1 protein-coding gene is annotated in these 428 nt (G+C 69.2%); it reads left to right on the top strand.

All coding sequences use genetic code 11. The annotated features are described in order from the left end of the window. On the top strand, window positions 1-428 hold a 428-nt coding region (locus HO151_RS02135), incomplete at both ends, for a M24 family metallopeptidase (RefSeq protein WP_173894428.1).

Below are 428 nucleotides of genomic sequence, written 5' to 3'. Positions count from 1 at the left end.
CTCCGTTCCGCGGTCGACGCGACGCGGCGTGGTTTCGACGACATCGTCGCGGAACTCCCACGGATCGCCGACCAGACCCGCGGAGAGCGCATCGTCGAGGGCGTGTTCTACACCCGCGCACGACTCGACGGGAACGCCGTGGGCTACGACACGATCGCCGCATCGGGACCGCACGCCTGCATCCTGCACTGGACCCGGAACGACGGTTCGGTGTCGACGGGAGACATGATCCTCGTCGATGCCGGGGTGGAGGTCGACAGCCTCTACACGGCCGACATCACCAGGACCCTCCCCGTGAACGGCACGTTCTCCCCCGTGCAGCGCCGCGTCTACGAGGCAGTCCGCGAGGCGGCCGACGCCGCCCTCGCGATCGTCCGCCCCGGGATCGTCTTCCGCGACGTCCATGCCGAGGCCATGAAGGTCATCGC

It is taken from the genome of Streptomyces sp. 8P21H-1 (genome assembly GCF_013302945.1).
This window is presented reverse-complemented; position numbering and strand designations above follow the sequence as displayed.